The organism is Pseudomonas sp. zfem005 (assembly GCF_032621735.1).
Classification (GTDB): Bacteria; Pseudomonadota; Gammaproteobacteria; order Pseudomonadales; family Pseudomonadaceae; genus Metapseudomonas; species Metapseudomonas solani.
This window is the reverse complement of the sequence record NZ_JAVYJE010000006.1, coordinates 242671-255976: the sequence shown is the minus strand read 5'-3', so window position 1 is coordinate 255976 and position 13306 is coordinate 242671. Positions and strand designations below refer to the sequence as shown.

11 protein-coding genes are annotated in these 13306 nt (G+C 68.4%); all 11 read left to right on the top strand.

Annotated elements, in window-relative coordinates:
* Positions 1–32 precede the first annotated feature (32 nt).
* The 11 genes from hutC (at position 33) to hutG (ending at position 12983) form a co-directional block, all read left to right on the top strand.
* Entirely contained in the window at positions 33–785 is a 753-nt protein-coding gene (hutC, locus tag RTW82_RS15590; RefSeq protein WP_316925641.1) for a histidine utilization repressor, read from the top strand.
* On the top strand, positions 782–1372 hold the full coding sequence (locus RTW82_RS15585; protein WP_316925640.1) for a HutD family protein: 591 nt from the start codon (positions 782–784) through the stop codon (positions 1370–1372). The genes hutC and RTW82_RS15585 overlap by 4 nt, the downstream gene beginning before the upstream one ends.
* 431 nt (positions 1373–1803) lie before the next feature.
* Entirely contained in the window at positions 1804–3474 is a 1671-nt protein-coding gene (gene hutU / locus RTW82_RS15580; protein ID WP_316925639.1) for a urocanate hydratase, read from the top strand.
* A 2-nt stretch (positions 3475–3476) separates the two neighbouring features.
* On the top strand, positions 3477–5009 hold the full coding sequence (gene hutH, locus RTW82_RS15575; protein ID WP_316925638.1) for a histidine ammonia-lyase: 1533 nt from the start codon (positions 3477–3479) through the stop codon (positions 5007–5009).
* A 66-nt stretch (positions 5010–5075) separates the two neighbouring features.
* Complete coding sequence (locus tag RTW82_RS15570; protein WP_271659275.1) at positions 5076–6395, top strand: Na+/H+ antiporter family protein; 1320 nt, start codon at positions 5076–5078, stop codon at positions 6393–6395.
* A gap of 346 nt (positions 6396–6741) precedes the next feature.
* Positions 6742–7710 carry an ABC transporter substrate-binding protein gene (locus RTW82_RS15565; RefSeq protein ID WP_316925637.1) on the top strand — a complete coding sequence of 323 codons (969 nt, stop codon included), beginning with the start codon at positions 6742–6744 and terminating at the stop codon, positions 7708–7710.
* 47 nt (positions 7711–7757) lie between these two features.
* Positions 7758–8609 carry an ABC transporter permease gene (locus RTW82_RS15560; protein WP_271659272.1) on the top strand — a complete coding sequence of 284 codons (852 nt, stop codon included), beginning with the start codon at positions 7758–7760 and terminating at the stop codon, positions 8607–8609.
* A complete protein-coding gene (locus RTW82_RS15555; RefSeq protein ID WP_021221195.1) occupies positions 8606–9421 on the top strand; it encodes a glycine betaine/L-proline ABC transporter ATP-binding protein in 816 nt (271 codons plus the stop codon). The genes RTW82_RS15560 and RTW82_RS15555 overlap by 4 nt, the downstream gene beginning before the upstream one ends.
* A gap of 7 nt (positions 9422–9428) precedes the next feature.
* Positions 9429–10982 carry a histidine ammonia-lyase gene (gene hutH, locus RTW82_RS15550; protein WP_316925636.1) on the top strand — a complete coding sequence of 518 codons (1554 nt, stop codon included), beginning with the start codon at positions 9429–9431 and terminating at the stop codon, positions 10980–10982.
* Complete coding sequence (gene hutI / locus RTW82_RS15545; RefSeq protein ID WP_316925635.1) at positions 10979–12187, top strand: imidazolonepropionase; 1209 nt, start codon at positions 10979–10981, stop codon at positions 12185–12187. Before hutH (RTW82_RS15550) ends, hutI begins: the two co-directional genes overlap by 4 nt.
* Positions 12180–12983 (top strand): N-formylglutamate deformylase, encoded by an 804-nt coding sequence (gene hutG / locus RTW82_RS15540; RefSeq protein ID WP_316925634.1) that lies wholly within the window; start codon positions 12180–12182, stop codon positions 12981–12983. Before hutI ends, hutG begins: the two co-directional genes overlap by 8 nt.
* The last annotated feature ends 323 nt before the right edge of the window (positions 12984–13306 follow it).

The window sequence follows — 13306 nt, the reverse complement described above, 5'->3', positions numbered from 1 at the left end:
ACCAGCCGAGCGTGCCGCCAAGGAGTGTTCCCGTGCCCAATCCGCCTGTCGATATCCCGTCCTTCGCCGTCCAGCCCGGCGAGGCGCCTGCGCCGCTCTACGCACGGGTCAAGCAGATGATCTGCCGGCAGATCGACGACGGCACCTGGCCGCCGCACCATCGCGTGCCCTCCGAGAGCGAGCTGGTCAACGAGTTGGGCGTCAGCCGCATGACCGTCAACCGCGCCCTGCGCGAGCTGACTGCCGACGGCTACCTGGTGCGGATGCAGGGCGTCGGCACCTTCGTCGCCGAGCCCAAGGGCCAGGCGGCACTGTTCGAGGTGCACAACATCGCCGAGGAAATCACTGCGCGGGGCCATGCGCACCGCTGCGAAGTGATCGCCCTGGGCGAGGAACTGGCCGGCTCCGAGCGTGCCCTGGCGCTGGACGTGCGCGAGGGGCAGCGGGTGTTCCATTCGCTCATCGTGCATTACGAGAACGACGTGCCGGTGCAGATCGAGGACCGCTACGTCAACGCCACGGTGGCGCCGGACTACCTCAAGCAGGACTTCACCCAGCAGACGCCTCACGCCTACCTGTCCCAGGTGGCGCCGCTCACCGAGGGCGAGCACGTGGTCGAGGCGATCCTCGCCGAGGCCGACGAGTGCCGCCTGCTGCTGATCGAGCGCAGCGAACCCTGCCTGCTGATCCGCCGCCGCACCTGGTCGGGCCGCAATACCGTCACCAGCGCACGCCTGCTCTACCCGGGCTCGCGCTACCGCCTCGAAGGGCGGTTCGGCTCATGAGCCTGCCCCGCGTGCTGCGCGCCGCCGATTACCCGCGCATGCCGTGGAAGAACGGCGCCGGCTCCACCCAGGAGATCCTCCGCGACGGCGGCGCCGACCTCGACGGTTTCGGCTGGCGCCTGTCCATCGCCGATGTCGGCCAGCCCGGGCCCTTTTCCGCCTTCACCGGTTACCAGCGCGTCATCACCGTGCTGGAGGGCGCCGGCATGCGCCTGGTGGTGGACAACGTCCCGTCCCGCGAGCTGACGGCCGGTGACGCCTTCGCCTTCGACGGCGGCAGTCGCGTGCAGTGCGAGCTGCTGGGCGGCGCCATCCGCGACTTCAACCTCATCTATGCCCCGCAGCGCTTCACCGGCCGCCTGCAGTGGCAGCGCGTCAACGGGCCGCTACGCCTGTTCAGCGCCGCCGACACCCTGCTGCTGTTCAGCGCCGGCGAAGGGCTGGAAGCGCGCCTGGACGGGGGCGAAACACTGCACCTCGGTCGCCATGACTGCCTGCACCTGGAAGGGAATGGCACGCTGCGCGAGCTGGTGCTCGATGCGCTGGCCGTGGTGGATTGCTGCCTGATCGAGCTGCAACCACGCTGATCCCCTTGTTCTCCACGTTGGACTCGATGCCGTAGGTTGGCGCCGAGCGCAGCGAGGCCCAACGGTTCATGGCCTGGTCCCGCTTTCGTGCCTCGGCGGAACATCGCCCGGCTCCACCTGTGTTCCCCCCCCCCTTTTCCCCCGCCGCGTTACCGAATGCCCCATTACCGTGCGCCGAAGGAGGCTCTTTGCCCCAGGAAAGCGACCCGGTAACAGGTCGGCTACCTTCCTTGCGGTCCACCCCCGAACATTTCGCGTTTGCTCTGGGCCCCGCCATTCGCGGCGTACAGCGGTTCCTTGCGATGCAGTGAGGAGCGCTTCTCCGAACTGGCCTTTCACTTGCATATGCTTGTATGTACAAGTTCATATGTGTGTAGATATCCCGGGCACGAACCCGTCCATCTGCACTCCACGTCTCCCAGGAGCCTGCCATGACCAAATTCCGTGATGTCGAGATCCGCGCTCCCCGCGGTACCCAGCTCAACGCCAAGAGCTGGCTGACCGAAGCGCCGCTGCGCATGCTGATGAACAACCTGGACCCGGAAGTGGCCGAGAACCCCAAGGAGCTGGTGGTGTACGGCGGTATCGGTCGTGCTGCGCGCAACTGGGAGTGCTACGACGCCATCGTCCGCACCCTCAAGGAGCTGAACGAGGACGAAACCCTGCTGGTGCAGTCCGGCAAGCCGGTCGGGGTGTTCAAGACCCACGCCAACGCCCCGCGCGTGCTGATCGCCAACTCCAACCTGGTGCCCCACTGGGCGACCTGGGAACACTTCAACGAGCTGGACGCCAAGGGCCTGGCCATGTACGGCCAGATGACCGCCGGCAGCTGGATCTACATCGGCAGCCAGGGCATCGTCCAGGGCACCTATGAAACCTTCGTCGAGGCGGGCCGCCAGCACTACGACGGCAAGCTCGCCGGTCGCTGGGTACTCACCGCCGGCCTCGGCGGCATGGGCGGCGCCCAGCCCCTGGCGGCGACCCTGGCCGGCGCCTCTTCGCTGAACATCGAATGCCAGCAGAGCCGCATCGACTTCCGTCTGAAGACCCGCTACGTCGACGAGCAGGCCAGTGACCTCGACGACGCCCTGGCGCGCATCGCCAAGTACACCGCCGAAGGCCGCGCCATCTCCATCGCCCTGCACGGCAACGCCGCCGAGATCCTCCCCGAGCTGGTGCGCCGCGGCGTGCGCCCGGACATGGTCACCGACCAGACCAGCGCCCACGACCCGCTCAACGGCTACCTGCCGGCCGGCTGGACCTGGGAGGAGTACCGCGACCGCGCGCAGAGCGAACCCGCTGCCGTGGTCAAGGCCGCCAAGCAGTCCATGGCCGTGCACGTGCAGGCCATGCTCGACTTCCAGAAGCAGGGCATCCCCACCTTCGACTACGGCAACAACATCCGCCAGATGGCCAAGGAAGAGGGCGTTGCCAACGCCTTCGACTTCCCCGGCTTCGTCCCGGCCTACATCCGCCCGCTGTTCTGCCGCGGCGTTGGCCCCTTCCGTTGGGCGGCGCTCTCCGGTGACCCGCAGGACATCTACAAGACCGACGCCAAGGTGAAGGAGCTGATCCCCGACGATGCCCACCTGCACCGCTGGCTGGACATGGCCCGCGAACGCATCGCCTTTCAGGGCCTGCCGGCGCGCATCTGCTGGGTCGGCCTGGGCCAGCGCGCCAAGCTGGGCCTGGCGTTCAACGAGATGGTGCGCAGCGGCGAGCTGTCGGCGCCCATCGTCATCGGTCGCGACCACCTCGATTCCGGCTCGGTCGCAAGCCCCAACCGCGAGACCGAAGCCATGCAGGACGGCTCCGACGCCGTGTCCGACTGGCCGCTGCTCAACGCCTTGCTGAACACCGCCAGCGGCGCCACCTGGGTGTCGCTGCACCACGGCGGTGGCGTGGGCATGGGCTTCTCCCAGCACTCGGGGATGGTCGTCGTCTGCGATGGCACCGACGAAGCCGCCGCGCGCATCGCCCGCGTGCTGACCAACGACCCGGGCACCGGCGTGATGCGCCATGCCGACGCCGGCTACCCCATCGCCATCGACTGCGCCCGCGAGCAGGGCCTCAACCTGCCGATGATCGGCAAGGGGGAATGAGCATGTTCGACCTCCATCTGCACCCCGGCCAACTGACCCTGGCCCAACTGCGCAAGGTCCACCTCGGGCCGGTACGCGTGAGCCTGGACGCCAGCGCCGACGCGCCCATCGAGGCCAGCGTCGCCTGCGTCGAGCGCATCATCGCCGAGGACCGTACCGCCTACGGCATCAACACCGGCTTCGGCCTGCTGGCCTCCACCCGCATCGCCCGCGAGGACCTGGAGAAGCTGCAGCGCTCCCTAGTGCTGTCCCACGCCGCCGGTGTCGGCGAGCCGCTGGACGACGCCCTGGTGCGGATGATCATGCTGCTCAAGGTCAACAGCCTGGCCCGTGGCTTCTCCGGCATCCGTCGCAAGGTGATCGACGCGCTGATCGCCCTGATCAACGCCGAGGTCTACCCGCACATTCCGCTCAAGGGCTCGGTGGGCGCCTCCGGCGACCTCGCCCCCCTGGCGCACATGTCCCTGCTGTTGCTCGGCGAGAGCCGCGCCCGCCACAAGGGCCAGTGGCTGCCGGCCGCCGAAGCCCTGGCCATCGCCGGGCTGGAGCCGCTGACCCTGGCCGCCAAGGAGGGCCTGGCCCTGCTCAACGGCACTCAGGCTTCCACCGCCTATGCGCTGCGCGGGCTGTTCGAGGCCGAGGACCTGTTCGCCGCCGCCACCGTGTGTGGTGGCCTCAGCGTCGAGGCCATGCTTGGCTCGCGGGCGCCCTTCGATGCGCGCATCCATGCCGCCCGTGGCCAGCGCGGGCAGATCGACGCCGCCGCCGCCTACCGCGCGCTGCTCACCGAGAGCAGCGAGGTGGCCCGCTCCCACGCCCAGTGCGACAAGGTGCAGGACCCGTACTCCCTGCGCTGCCAGCCGCAGGTGATGGGCGCCTGCCTGACCCAGATGCGCCAGGCCGCCGAGGTGCTGGAGGTGGAGGCCAACGCCGTATCCGACAACCCGCTGGTGTTCGCCGAGCAGGGTGACGTGGTCTCCGGTGGCAACTTCCACGCCGAGCCCGTGGCCCTGGTCGCCGACAACCTGGCCCTGGCCATCGCCGAGATCGGCTCGCTGTCCGAGCGGCGCATCTCGCTGATGATGGACAAGCACATGTCGCAGCTGCCGCCCTTCCTGGTAGCCAACGGCGGGGTCAACTCGGGCTTCATGATCGCCCAGGTCACCGCTGCCGCCCTGGCCAGCGACAACAAGGCGCTGGCCCATCCGCACAGCGTCGACAGCCTGCCCACCTCGGCCAACCAGGAAGACCACGTCTCCATGGCGCCGAACGCCGGCAAGCGCCTCTGGGCCATGGCCGAGAACGTGCGCGGCATCCTCGCCGTGGAGTGGCTGGGCGCCTGCCAGGGTCTGGACTTCCGCGAAGGGCTGAAGAGCTCGCCGAAGCTGGAAGAGGCCCGCGCCCTGCTGCGCGGCCAGGTGCCCTACTACCAGGAGGATCGTTTCTTCGCCCCGGACATCGAGGCCGCCAGCGCGCTGCTGGCCAGCGGCTGCCTCAATGCCCTGGTGCCGCCGGGCTTGCTACCGAGCCTCTGAGCCCACCCCCCACCCCAGCGGGCCGTGCGCTCGGCCCGTCTGACAGAACAAGAACAAGGAGTGGTTATGAACGCGATCATCCTGGCCGTACTGGTCATGGTTGCTTTGTGCATGCTGAGGGTCTCGGTGGTCTTCGCCCTGATCGCCTCGGCACTGGTGGGCGGGCTGTTCGCCGGCCTGCCGATGGAAACGGTGGTGAAGTCCTTCAATGAAGGCCTGGGTGGCGGTGCCCCCGTGGCCCTTGCGTACGCGACGCTGGGGGCCTTCGCCATAGCGTTGTCCCGTACCGGCCTGTCCCAGCGGTTGTCCACCAACCTGACCAGCCGGCTGGGCGAGGGCGGGGGGCGCTTCATCAAGTGGGCCATCCTGCTGTCCATGGTGCTGGCCGGCGTCGCCTCGCAAACCCTGGTGCCGGTGCACATTGCGTTCATCCCCCTGCTGGTGCCGCCCCTGCTGCACGTGATGAACCGGCTGCAACTCGACCGCCGGGCGGTGGCATGCGCGATCACCTTCGCCATCACGACCACCTACATGACCTTGCCGTTGGGCTTCGGCTCGATCTTTCTCAACGACATCCTGGTGGCCAACATCAACGGTGCCGGCAGTGGCCAGTTGGTGTCCCGCGAGATGGCGCCGGTTGCCATGCTGATCCCGGCGCTTGGCATGGTGTTCGGCCTGCTACTGGCGCTGCTCTGGAGCTACCGCCAGCCTCGCGTCTATGCCGACCGGCCGGTGGCGGGGGAGGAGGGCGAGGCCCCGGCGCGCCTGTCTCGCCGGCAGTTGACGATGGTGCTGCTGGCGCTGGTACTGGCCCTGGTGGTGCAGCTCTGGACCGGCTCGATGGTGTTTGGCGGCCTGGTGGGGTTCTCGCTGGTGTCCATGAGCGGGGTGATCCGCTGGAACGAACAGGACGGGGTCTTCCTCCAGGGCATGCGGCTGATGGCCCTGGTGGGCTTCATCATGATCGCCGCCTCGGGATTCGCCGGGGTGATGAAGGCCACCGGTGAAATCCAGTCCCTGGTGGCCCATTCCGCCGAACTGGTGGGCGGCAACCGCGCGCTGGCGGCGTTCATGATGCTGTTGGTAGGGCTGCTGATCACCATGGGTATCGGCTCGTCCTTTTCCACCGTGCCGATCATCGCCGCCATCTACGTGCCACTGGCGATAGGCTTCGGCTTCTCGCCTCTGGCGACCCTGTCCCTGGTGGGCACTGCTGCTGCCCTGGGCGATGCGGGGTCGCCAGCCTCCGACTCCACGTTGGGGCCGACGGCTGGGCTGGCTGCCGACGGCCAGCACGATCACATATGGGGCACTGTCATACCGACTTTCCTGCACTTCAACCTGCCTTTGCTGGCCTTCGGCTGGGTGGCGGCGATGGTGCTGTAGAGGGGACTTCAATCCGTCAGGTCACCGCCTGGAGCGGTGACCGCTGTGAGGCCGCGCTGCAGGTAGGCGCGGTGTGGATCGCCCTGCTGGTCATCGCCTGGTTCATCTGGGTGCGGCCGGGCGCTGGTGAGGGGCGGCAGGAGATGCCGTCCGTGTTGAGTCTGGATGACTGAGTGGTCGTACGCGGGATGAGCGGGGCGCCTGGGCGTACCCGCCATTCACGATAATTCGTCGTCGCCGACGTACGGGAACCGGCTCTTGCCGGTTTCCTGCCCGGAAACCGATGGCCTGCCCTCCGGGCATTTGCTCTGCCTTAACCCTTACCAAGTTCAAGGAGCGTCGGAACATGCGATTCATCAAGAAAATGCTGGGCCTGGTGTGTGCCGTGGGGCTGCTGGCGGGCCATGGGACCGCCCAGGCCGAAAGCTGGTGCGGAGCCGGCAAACCGGTGAAGTTCGCCGGCCTCAACTGGGAGAGCGGCATGCTGCTCACCGACCTGCTGCAGATCATCCTCAAGCAAGGCTACGGCTGCGAGAGCGACAGCCTGCCGGGCAACTCCATCACCATGGAGCAGGCCCTGGGCAACAACGACATCCAGATCTTCGCCGAGGAGTGGATCGGCCGTAGCGACGCCTGGAACAAGGCCGAGAAGGCCGGCAAGGTGGTGGGCGTGGGTGCTCCGATCGTCGGCGCCGTGGAAGGCTGGTACGTGCCGCGTTACCTGGTGGAAGGCGACGCCAAGCGCGGCCTGGAAGCCAAGGCGCCGAAGCTCAAGGCCATCGCCGACCTGGGCCAGTACGCCGAGCTGTTCCGCGACCCGGAAGAGCCGTCCAAGGGCCGCTTCTACAACTGCCCGGCCGGCTGGACCTGCGAGCTGGAAAACAGCGAGATGCTCAAGGACTACGGCCTCGAAGACACATTCACCAACTTCCGCCCCGGCACCGGCCCGGCGCTGGATGCCGCGGTGCTGTCCAGCTACCGCCGTGGCGAGCCTATTCTCTTCTACTACTGGTCGCCGACGCCGCTGATGGGCCAGGCCGACCTGGTGAAACTGGACGAGAAGCCCGGCGTCGACAAGCGCGTGACCATCCAGGTGGGCCTGTCGAAGGTCTTCCACGATGAGGCGCCCGAACTGGTGGAAATGCTCAAGAAGGTCAACCTGCCCATCGACCTGCTGAACCAGAACCTGGCACGCATGGCCAAGGAGAAGATCGCCTCGGACAAGCTCGCCAAGGCCTTCCTCAAGGAGCACCCGGAGGTCTGGCACGCCTGGGTCAGCGAGGATGCGGCGAAGAAGGTCGACGCCTCGCTCTGACCGCCTGAAACCGCCAGCCGCATCCACCCATCCGGAGAGAGCTCCCCATGTTTCCCGAACGCTTCACATTTTCCATCGCTGACTGGGTCAACCGCTGGGTCGATGCGCTGGTGACCAACTACGGGGATGTGTTCCGGCACATCTCCGACACCCTGCTGTGGGCCATCGTCAACCTGGAGTGGCTGCTGCGCGCCACGCCCTGGTGGCTGATGCTGGCGCTGGTGGCGGCCATCGCCTGGCACGCCACCCGCCGCGTCCTGCCGACCCTGGTGATCACCGGCCTGCTGTTCCTGGTGGGCGCGGTGGGGCTGTGGGACAAGCTCATGCAGACCCTGGCGCTGATGCTGGTGGCCACCTTCATCTCGGTGCTGATCGGCATCCCGCTGGGCATCCTCTCGGCGCGCAGCAACCGCTTGCGGGCGCTGCTGATGCCGCTGCTGGACATCATGCAGACCATGCCCAGCTTCGTGTACCTGATCCCGGTGCTGATGCTCTTCGGCCTGGGCAAGGTACCGGCCATCTTCGCCACGGTGATCTACGCCGCACCGCCGCTGATCCGCCTCACCGACCTGGGTATCCGCCAGGTGGACGGCGAGGTGATGGAGGCGGTCAACGCCTTCGGCGCTAACCGCTGGCAGCAACTGTTCGGCGTGCAATTGCCGCTGGCGCTGCCGAGCATCATGGCCGGGGTCAACCAGACCACCATGATGGCGCTGTCGATGGTGGTGATCGCCTCCATGATCGGCGCTCGGGGCCTGGGCGAGGACGTGCTCATCGGCATCCAGACGCTCAACGTCGGCAAGGGCCTGGAGGCGGGCCTGGCCATCGTCATCCTCGCCGTGGTCTTCGACCGCATCACCCAGGCCTACGGCCGCTCCCGCCATGAGGCCAGCCAATGAGCAAGATCCAGGTGAAGAACGTCTACAAGATCTTCGGCCCGCGTGCGGAGGAGGCCATGGCGCTGATCCGCCAGGGGCGCAGCAAGGCCGAGGTTCTGGCCGCCACCGGCTGCGTGGTGGGGGTCAACGACCTGTCGCTGTCCATCGAGGCGGGGGAAATCTTCGTCATCATGGGGCTGTCCGGCTCGGGAAAATCCACCCTGGTGCGCCACTTCAACCGCCTGATCGACCCCACCAGCGGCGAGATCCTGGTGGATGACGAGGACATCCTGCGCTACGACATGCAGGCCCTGCGCGACTTCCGTCGGCGCAAGATCAGCATGGTGTTCCAGAGCTTCGGCCTGCTGCCGCACAAGAGCGTGCTGGACAATGTCGCCTATGGCCTCAAGGTGCGCGGCGAGAGCAAGGCGCAGTGCCAGGAGCGCGCCCAGCACTGGATCACCACGGTCGGCCTGGCCGGCTACGAGAAGTCCTACCCGCACCAGCTGTCCGGCGGCATGCGCCAGCGCGTGGGCCTGGCCCGGGCGCTGGCGGCGGACACCGACATCATTCTCATGGACGAAGCCTTCAGCGCCCTCGACCCGCTGATCCGCGCCGACATGCAGGACCAGTTGCTGGAGCTGCAGAAGGGCCTGAACAAGACCATCGTCTTCATCACTCACGACCTCGACGAGGCGGTGCGCATCGGCAACCGCATCGCCATCCTCAAGGACGGCCAGCTGATCCAGGTCGGCGCGCCCCGTGAAATCCTCCACCAGCCCGCTGACGACTACGTCGACCGTTTCGTCCAGCGCCGCGTGGCCAACCTGTGAGGGCGGCATGGACATCGTGAAGACCAACCCCGCCGCCCTCGGAACCACCGTCTTCGGTGACGGCGCGCTGCGCTGGCGCGACGTGGTGGCCGTGGCCCGAGGCGGCCACCGCCTGGAGTTGTCGCCAGCTGCCTGGGCACGCATCGACAACGCCCACGCCATCGTCCGCCGCATCGTCGAGCGTGGCGAGCGCGCCTATGGCATCAGCACCGGCCTGGGGGCCCTGAGCGACATCCTGCTGGAGGGCGACCAGCTCGCCGCGCTGTCGCGCAACACCCTGCTCAGCCACGCCTGCGGCGTCGGCCCGGTTCTGGAGGACGAGCAGACCCGCGCCATCATCTGCTGCGCCATCGCCAACTACAGCCAGGGCAAGTCCGGGCTGCAGCCGCAGGTGGTGGAAGGGCTGCTCAACCTGCTCAACCGCGGCATCACCCCGCGCGTGCCGTCCCAGGGCTCGGTGGGCTACCTGACCCACATGGCCCATGTCGGCATCGCCCTGCTGGGCGTCGGCGAGGTGAGCCATCGCGGCGCCGTGGTGCCGGCCGCCCAGGCGCTGGCCGCCGAAGGGCTGCAACCGCTGCAGCTGGGCGCCAAGGACGGGCTCTGCCTGGTCAACGGCCTGCCCTGCATGACCGGCCTGGCCTGCCTGGCCCTGGCCGACCTGGAGCACCTGCTGCGCTGGGCCGACGTGATCGGCGCCATGAGCTTCGAGGCCTTGCGCGGCCAGCTCGCCGCCTTCGACCCGGCGATACTCGAACTCAAGCCGCACCCAGGCATGCAGCAGGTCGGCGCCAACCTGCGCGCACTGCTCGCCGGCAGCGAGGTGATCGCCGCCAGCCAGGGCCTGCGCACCCAGGACGCCCTGAGCATCCGCTCGATCCCCCAGGTGCACGGCGCCTGCCGCGACCAGTTCGACCACGCCGCGCGCCAGGTGGAGACCGAACTCAATTCCGCCAACGACAACCCGCTGGTGCTGGGCACGCCGGACCACTACCGGGTGATCTCCCAGGCCAACCCCCATGGCGAGTCCGTGGCCATGGCCGCCGACCTCCTGGCCATAGCCGTGGCCGAGCTGGGCGGTATCGCCGAGCGGCGCCTGGATCGCCTGGTCAACCCGCTGGTCAGCGGCCTGCCGGCCTTCCTCGTCAGCCGCCCCGGGGTCAACTCGGGGATGATGATCCTGCAGTACGTGGCCGCCGCCCTGGCCGGCGAGAACCGCCACCTGGCGCAACCGGCGGTGGTGGACAACTTCGTCACCTCTGGCCTGCAGGAAGACCACCTCAGCCTGGGCACCAGTGCCGCGCTGAAGCTCGGCCGCGCTCTGGGCAACTGCCGGCAGATACTGGCCATCGAGTACCTGCTGGCCGCCCAGGCCCAGGAGTTTCTCGGCGAGCTGGCCACCGGTGCCGGCACTGCGGCCGCCCGGGCGCTGTTGCGTGAGCGGGTGCCCGCCTACGAGGAGGACCGCTGGCTGGCCCCCGACATCGGTTCGGCCGTGACGCTGCTGCGCGACGGGCCGGCCCTGGAAACGGTTTCCACACGGACAGGAGGATTGCAATGAAGAGGTTCTGGCACGGCTGCCGTCTCGCCACCCTGCAGGGCGGGCGCTACTCGATGATCGAGGACGGGGCCCTGCTCACCGACGGCGAGCTGATCCGCTGGGTCGGTCCGCTGGCCGAGGCGCCCGACACCACGGGCGCCGAGCGCATCGACCTGGGCGGCGCCTGGGTCACCCCGGGGCTGATCGACTGCCACACCCACCTGGTGTTCGGCGGCGACCGCAGCGCCGAGTTCGAACAGCGCCTGGAGGGTGTCAGCTACGCCGAGATCGCCGCCAAGGGCGGTGGCATCGCCAGCACCGTGCGCGCCACCCGCGAGGCCAGCGAGGATGAACTGCTGGCCAGCGCGGTGACGCGCGCCCGGCAGCTGCTGCGCGACGGCGTCACCACCCTGGAGGTGAAATCCGGCTACGGCCTGGACCTGGCCAGCGAGCGCAAGATGCTGCGGGTCGCCCGGCGCCTCGCCGAAACGCTGCCGCTGACGGTGACCACCACCTGCCTGGCCGCCCATGCGCTGCCGCCGGAATACGCCGGGCGTGCCGATGACTACATCGAGCGGGTATGCACCGAGATCCTGCCGCAGCTGGCCGGTGAAGGCCTGGTGGATGCGGTGGATGCCTTCTGCGAGCACCTGGCCTTCTCCCCGGCCCAGGTCGAGCGGGTGTTCCAGGCCGCGCGCGGGCTGGGCCTGCCGGTCAAGCTGCACGCCGAGCAGCTGTCGTCGCTGCACGGCTCCAGTCTGGCGGCGCGCTATGGCGCGCTGTCGGCCGACCACCTGGAGTACATGACCGAGGAAGACGCCATCGCCATGGCCGCCGCCGGCACCGTCGCCGTGCTGCTGCCCGGCGCCTTCTACCTGCTGCGCGAGACCCAGCTGCCGCCCATCGACGCCCTGCGCCGCCACGGTGTGGCCATGGCGGTGGCCAGCGACCTCAACCCCGGCACCTCGCCGGCGCTGTCGCTGCGCCTGATGCTCAACATGGCCTGCACCTCGTTCCGCCTGACCCCGGAAGAGGCCCTGGCCGGCGTCACCCTCAACGCCGCCCGCGCTCTGGGCCTGGCCGAGCGATGCGGCAGCCTGGAGGCGGGCAAGCTCGCCGACTTCGTCGCCTGGGACATCGAGCGCCCGGCGCAACTGGCCTATTGGCTCGGTGGCGATCTGCCCAAGCGGGTGGTGCGCCACGGACAGGAGATCGACCTTGGATAACGTCCTCGACTTCACCCCCGGCCGCGTGCCGCTGCTGATCAGCATGCCGCACCCCGGCACCTGCCTGACCCCGGCGGTGGAAGCCGGCCTGGTTGACGGCGCACGCTCGCTGATCGACACCGACTGGCACATCCCGCTGCTCTACGACTTCGCCGCCGAACTGGGTGCCGGGTTGCTGGCCGCCAACTACTCGCGCTACGTCATCGACCTCAACCGCCCGTCGGACGACAAGCCGCTCTACGCCACCGCCACCACTGGTCTGTTCCCCGACGTGATGTTCGACGGCCAGCCGCTGTTCCGTGACGGCGCGGAGCCTTCGGCCGAGGAGCGTGCCGGCTACCTGGAAGGCATCTGGGGGCCCTATCACGGCCACATCGCCGAGGAGCTGGCGCGGCTCAAGCGCGAGTTCGGCTACGCCCTGCTGTTCGACGCCCATTCCATCCGCGCCTTCATCCCGCGCCTGTTCGATGGCTACCTGCCGGACTTCAACCTCGGCACCAACGCCGGCGCCAGCTGCGACCCCGGCCTGGCCGATGCGCTGGTCAGCGTCTGCGCCCGCGCCGAGGGCTACAGCCATGTGCTCAACGGGCGTTTCAAGGGCGGCCACATCACCCGTCACTATGGCCAGCCCGACCAGCACATCCACGCCGTGCAGCTGGAACTGGCCCAGCGCACCTACATGAACGAAGTCGAACCCTTCGCCTTCCGCGAAGACCTCGCCGTGCCCACCCGCAAGGTCATCCGCCAACTGCTGCTGGCAATGCTCGCCTGGGGGCGGGAGCGGTACGGGAAATAGTTGCGGTCCGGGGTCACTTCGCGGCCCTTGGGCGAATGAATTGGCTCTGTTTGCGTTAGCTGTTGTGGTTTTAATGCAAGCGCTCAAGCACGGCCTTTTCCGGGCACCCAAGGGTTCGTGCCACCGCCACCGCATGGGTTTCGCTTCGCTCTACACCATCCTACGAAAGCCCGTGCGCACCACGTGGCGATGCGCTGGACGAAGAAAGGTGGGGCAGCCGCCAACGCCCCTCCAGGAGGCCGAACGCAGTCGTTGCGCCGGGGGACGAGCGGCATGGATGCCGCGAGAGGCGCGCCAGGCCATGGATGGCCCATCGCGCCGGC

Excerpts from the sequence above, each read along its gene's own strand:
- hutU (WP_316925639.1), top strand. The coding sequence starts at position 1,804 with ATGACCAAATTCCGTGATGTCGAGATCCGCGCTCCCCGCGGTACCCAG.
- RTW82_RS15570 (WP_271659275.1), top strand. The coding sequence starts at position 5,076 with ATGAACGCGATCATCCTGGCCGTACTGGTCATGGTTGCTTTGTGCATG.
- RTW82_RS15565 (WP_316925637.1), top strand. The coding sequence starts at position 6,742 with ATGCGATTCATCAAGAAAATGCTGGGCCTGGTGTGTGCCGTGGGGCTG.
- hutI (WP_316925635.1), top strand. The coding sequence starts at position 10,979 with ATGAAGAGGTTCTGGCACGGCTGCCGTCTCGCCACCCTGCAGGGCGGG.
- RTW82_RS15585 (WP_316925640.1), top strand. The coding sequence starts at position 782 with ATGAGCCTGCCCCGCGTGCTGCGCGCCGCCGATTACCCGCGCATGCCG.
- RTW82_RS15560 (WP_271659272.1), top strand. The coding sequence starts at position 7,758 with ATGTTTCCCGAACGCTTCACATTTTCCATCGCTGACTGGGTCAACCGC.
- RTW82_RS15555 (WP_021221195.1), top strand. The coding sequence starts at position 8,606 with ATGAGCAAGATCCAGGTGAAGAACGTCTACAAGATCTTCGGCCCGCGT.
- hutH (WP_316925636.1), top strand. The coding sequence starts at position 9,429 with ATGGACATCGTGAAGACCAACCCCGCCGCCCTCGGAACCACCGTCTTC.
- hutH (WP_316925638.1), top strand. The coding sequence starts at position 3,477 with ATGTTCGACCTCCATCTGCACCCCGGCCAACTGACCCTGGCCCAACTG.